This is a genomic window from Bacillus sp. JJ1127 (genome assembly GCF_036965845.1).
In the GTDB taxonomy this organism is placed as follows: domain Bacteria; phylum Bacillota; class Bacilli; order Bacillales; family Bacillaceae_G; genus Bacillus_A.
Genome location: NZ_JBALQK010000159.1, coordinates 1 through 860 on the forward strand (window position 1 = coordinate 1; position 860 = coordinate 860).

The 860-nt window shown below is 33.3% G+C and carries 1 protein-coding gene; it reads left to right on the forward strand.

Annotated features, from left to right (window positions below; all coding sequences use genetic code 11):
• The first annotated feature begins 136 nt into the window (after positions 1-136).
• Entirely contained in the window at positions 137-610 is a 474-nt protein-coding gene (locus tag V7183_RS16095) for a MaoC/PaaZ C-terminal domain-containing protein (RefSeq protein WP_097898390.1), read from the forward strand.
• Positions 611-860 lie beyond the last annotated feature (250 nt).

An 860-nucleotide genomic window follows, 5' to 3' on the forward strand; every position in this document is an offset into this window, starting at 1 on the left:
TATGAAAACGCTATCATAAATTGTGTTCTATGATGGAAATGTAGATTGTAACATACTTTGCCCTCATTATAGCAGCGCTTCGGATAATATATCGCTTTTGGTAGGATAATAAAGTAAAATTCGGGGGGAATGTAGCATGTTAAAGAAAAAAGTTCAAATTGGTCGTCGAATGGATGAAATTGCAGTAGGAGAGAAATTATCTATCACTGAAAAAATTGAGGATAAAGATTTGTTATTGTATTTAGGATTAACAAATGATTCAAATCCATTATATATCCAGCATGATTACGCATCCCAAACTCCGTATGAACAACCAATTGTGCCGAGCATTATGTTAACCGGTATGATTACAACAGCAGTTACAAAATACTTACCGGGTCCGGGAAGTCATGTTATTAGGAAGGATCTTACTTTTGTGAAGCCTGTTTACCATTATGAAACATTGCAAATTCAGTTTGAAGTTGTGGCAGTTTCAAAAGAGGAGCATACGATTGATATGCGTGTATTTGCTTATGATGAAAAAGAGGAAGTAGTTGTAAAAGGTGTATTAACGGTAGCACCTCCTTATAAATCAGCTTCTATTTTAGAAAAAGCGTTAGATAATTTTTAATGACTCACTACGAAGTTTGAACGGTGAATGATATGAAAAAAGTGCTAACATATTGCCTAATAGGCATATGATTAGCACTTTTTTTGAATATTATCGAATCAAAGTGTTACTTAATTGAAAAATCCTTTTGCGAACCCTTCTGAGAAATTAGAGAAGCCTATTTTTAGTGTATTCCAGTTTGGGAATCCGAAAGTAAAACGAATTACAAATAATAAGGGTAAAAATAGATACCCATTTTAATGTTTCGACA